This is a genomic window from Emticicia sp., from assembly GCF_049241225.1.
Taxonomy (GTDB): Bacteria; Bacteroidota; Bacteroidia; order Cytophagales; family Spirosomataceae; genus Emticicia.
Genome location: NZ_JBMLRC010000390.1, coordinates 20,606 through 24,233, shown reverse-complemented (window position 1 = coordinate 24,233; position 3,628 = coordinate 20,606). Strand labels below are relative to the sequence as shown.

Sequence of the window (3,628 nt, the reverse complement as noted above, 5' to 3'; positions counted from 1 at the left end):
ACTTTTGCTAATCATCTAAATTGATTAAAATCATTGGAGAATCCTGTTTTAAATATATCACCGAGTTTTGAAATAAAAGACGACCGCTTCGATACCAATCAGATAGCCGACTGCCATCTGTTGATTGAAGTGAGCCGTGACCGCTTTCGTTTTACTGTTTACAATACCCTCCACGATGTAATCATGTGGCTGGAAGATTACCATGTTTTCTCTTTATTGAACGAAAATCAGTTACTAAAAACCCTCAAAACAGTTTATCAAGAACATCAGTTTTTGGCAGCAAATTATTGGAAAACAATTCGTTTATCGGTCAATGCAAACCACTTTACGCTTATTCCTGACGAATATTACGAAGCTGATGAAGCTACCAAATACTTAAATTTTGCGGCAGGAAAAAATATTTCGGAGCGAGAGCAAATCTTTGATTTTAAACACAGTCGTTTTGGGGCAGTCTGTATTTTCGGTATCGAAAAAGATACTTTTGCGTGGTTTAAGGAAATGTATCCTGCTCGTAAGATTGACCCCGTACCTGTGATTGGTTCTTTGATTGAGGGAATTGTGCAAGATAAAAACAACGATGGCTTACATCTTTACTTTGAAGACTATTACATTACGATAATATACTTTAAGGACGCTAAATTGCATTTCTGTAATCGTTTTCATTTCCGAACTTCTCAAGATATGGTATATCATGTGCTATTTGTGATGAACGAACTCGGCTTGTCTGTTGATACTCAGACAATGTTTTATGGCGAGATTACCTCATTTTCGGATAGATACGTGCAGCTTACACAATCGCTCACGAATATTAAGTTTGCACTAAATCCATCAAAAATTCGTTTTAGTCAATATTTTGAAGATTTGCCCGAGCATCGTTATTATACCTTATTTAGTTCGTTTTATTTATACTGAAAGAATGAGAACGCCCAATTTGGACGTTCCTGCGAGCCAACCGCTAAAAAAATATGAAAAAAGTTGCCCTTTTTCCTGGTTCTTTCGACCCCTTCACAAAAGGGCATGCTGATATTGTGATGCGTGGATTGAAACTTTTTGATGAAGTGATTATCGGTATCGGTACCAATTCGGCTAAGAAACGCTATTTCTCGCTCGAAATGATGACCGAGAAAATCAGAGAGACTTTCAAAGACAACGAAAATGTAAAAATTATCTCTTATGATGACCTAACGGCCAATGCCGCCATGGCAAATGGAGCTAATTTTTTATTGAGAGGGCTAAGAAATACAACTGATTTTGAATACGAAAACACAATTTCACAAGTAAACCGGCACTTGGTTGGCGGCCTCGAAACGGTTTTCTTGATTACCTCGCCCGAGCTTGCCCCAATCAGCTCAACAATTGTGCGTGAACTACACAAATACGGAGCAAAAGTAGATGATTTTTTGCCTTACGATTTGGATTAAGATTTTATAAACCATCAAATATTATGAAAAATATTCTTTTTTTTACTTTAATATTATTTGCCTTTAGCTGCAAAAAATCAGAAGTTACGGTGAATGAACCAACAAAAGTCCTTTCGGCTAATTTCTGGAAACTCGACCGTTTTGCTGACACTGAGGGTAAAACATTGAGCCAAAATCAGCTAAATTCGCAAGCACAGGCACTTTTTGGTTTAGATTACGAATTTCGTGACGATAACGTCACTCGTGCAAAAGACCGCATAACAAAACAAATCTTGAATGCAGGAACTTGGTATTTGATTCAAGATAACAAAGTTTTGGATATTGATATTTTGGGCTTCAAAGGACAATTCAAAGTAATTGAAATCTCAAAAACGAAGTTGGTGCTGCAAGCCGAAAATAATAAAATGATTAGTGCTGGCCAATTCGTAAATATGGAATTTATCCCAGCATTGTAGCCCACCCCAGCCCTCCCAATAGAAGGGAGCTAAATCTTTCTTTTGTAAGTGAATTTCCTTTCCGAACCTATTATCTCTCAGGCTACGGTGCTGCTCACCGATAGCCGTTTTGTGTCTCAACCAGAGCATAGTATATTTTTTGCTATCAAAGGCGAGCGTCACGATGGCCATGCCTTCATAAGAGACCTTTACGAAAAAGGTGTGCGTGAGTTTGTTGTCGAGAAAAAAGCACTCAACGATGCTCTCAAAACACAACTCGAAAACCTTTCTGATGCCAAATTTTTTGTGGTAGAAAACGCCATCAGGGCATTGCAGCATTTGGCGGCAAATCACCGTCAGGCTTTTGATATTCCTGTGGTGGGCGTAACTGGCAGCAATGGCAAAACTATCGTAAAAGAATGGTTGAGCGTGTTGTTGGCTAAAGACTATAATTTAGTAAAAAGTCCACGAAGCTATAATTCACAAATTGGCGTGCCGCTATCGGTTTGGGAGATAAACGAACACCATAATTTCGGTATTTTTGAGGCAGGTATCTCGAAATCAGGGGAGATGGAATTTCTCGAACCAGTCATTCGTCCAACCATCGGGATTTTTACTAATCTTGGTTCGGCACATGATGAAGGTTTCAGAAGCAGAAAACAAAAATCTACCGAAAAACTCCGCTTATTTCAGCGAAGCAAAACGCTCATTTATTGCAAAGATTACGAAGACATTGATGATGAAATCAGAATTTTGCTCAAAGCCGTAAATCCGAATATTGAATTAATCGGGTGGTCGAAAAAAGCGGGGAGTAAGATTTTCGTAAACGCTACTAAGCAAAATACTTATTGTACTTTACAGATTTTATGGAATAGCCAAATCTATGATTTCAAGATTCCATTTGCCGATGATGCTTCCATCGAAAACGCAACGCATTGTATTTTCTTGATGCTGCACCAAGGTATCAATACGGTCGAGATTCAGAGTCGCTTAGATATGCTCAAACCAATTGCTATGCGTTTGGAATTGAAGCAGGGAATCAATGATTGTTATCTGATTGATGATACTTACAACAACGACTACGCTGGACTTTCGGTTGCTCTTGATTTCATGACCCAGCAACACACCAAACGAGATAAGGTATTGATAATCAGTGATGTGTTACAGTCAGGTTTAGAAGAAGCAGATTTGTACGAAAGTCTTGCCGAACTCATAAAGGGCAAGCAAATTGATAAAGTAATTGGTATCGGAGAAGTCATTTCTCGCAATCAAAAATCCTTCTACACATCGGCCGCTGGTGATAGAAAATCCACTGTTGCACCAATCGTTTTTTATCAATCTACCGAAGAGTTTTTGGAGAAATACCCCATCAATCAACTTCAAAGTTCGTTGATATTGGTGAAAGGTGCCAGAAAATTTGAATTCGAGAAAATCATCAATCGACTAACGCTGAAAGTTCACGGAACTGTCTTTGAGGTCAATCTCGATGCTTTGACCAATAATTTGAATTTTTACAGAAATAAAATTGGTTCGGGAACCAAAATAATGGTGATGGTAAAAGCATTTGCTTACGGAAGTGGTAGTGCCGAAGTAGCCAGTTTGCTCGAATATCACCGAGTTGATTATCTGGGAGTTGCTTATACCGACGAGGGCGTTGTACTTCGCCAAAACGGAATCAAACTGCCAATTATGGTACTTAACCCGCAACCAGAATCCTTCGCCAAGCTAATTGAGTATAATTTAGAACCAGAAATTTATAGTTTTAAGATTTTT

Annotated in this window: 4 protein-coding genes; all 4 read left to right on the top strand. The window is 38.5% G+C overall.

All coding sequences use genetic code 11. From position 1 onward, the window contains the following. Positions 1-33 precede the first annotated feature (33 nt). A complete protein-coding gene (locus tag ACOVO2_RS20390; RefSeq protein WP_421771750.1) occupies positions 34-912 on the top strand; it encodes a DUF3822 family protein in 879 nt (292 codons plus the stop codon). A gap of 53 nt (positions 913-965) precedes the next feature. Continuing rightward, the gene (coaD, locus tag ACOVO2_RS20385) at positions 966-1,421 is read left to right on the top strand and encodes a pantetheine-phosphate adenylyltransferase (protein WP_421771749.1); all 456 of its coding nucleotides are present in this window, start codon (positions 966-968) and stop codon (positions 1,419-1,421) included. Positions 1,422-1,444: 23 nt separating this feature from the next. Beyond that, positions 1,445-1,876, top strand: a complete 432-nt coding sequence (locus tag ACOVO2_RS20380; RefSeq protein ID WP_421771748.1) for a hypothetical protein — start codon at positions 1,445-1,447, stop codon at positions 1,874-1,876. Between the two features lie 48 nt (positions 1,877-1,924). Beyond that, a partial coding sequence (locus ACOVO2_RS20375; protein WP_421771747.1) for a Mur ligase family protein occupies positions 1,925-3,628 on the top strand: 1,704 nt, incomplete at its 3' end.

Coding starts and splice junctions, on each gene's coding strand:
- ACOVO2_RS20380 (WP_421771748.1), top strand. CDS start 1,445: ATGAAAAATATTCTTTTTTTTACTTTAATATTATTTGCCTTTAGCTGC.
- coaD (WP_421771749.1), top strand. CDS start 966: ATGAAAAAAGTTGCCCTTTTTCCTGGTTCTTTCGACCCCTTCACAAAA.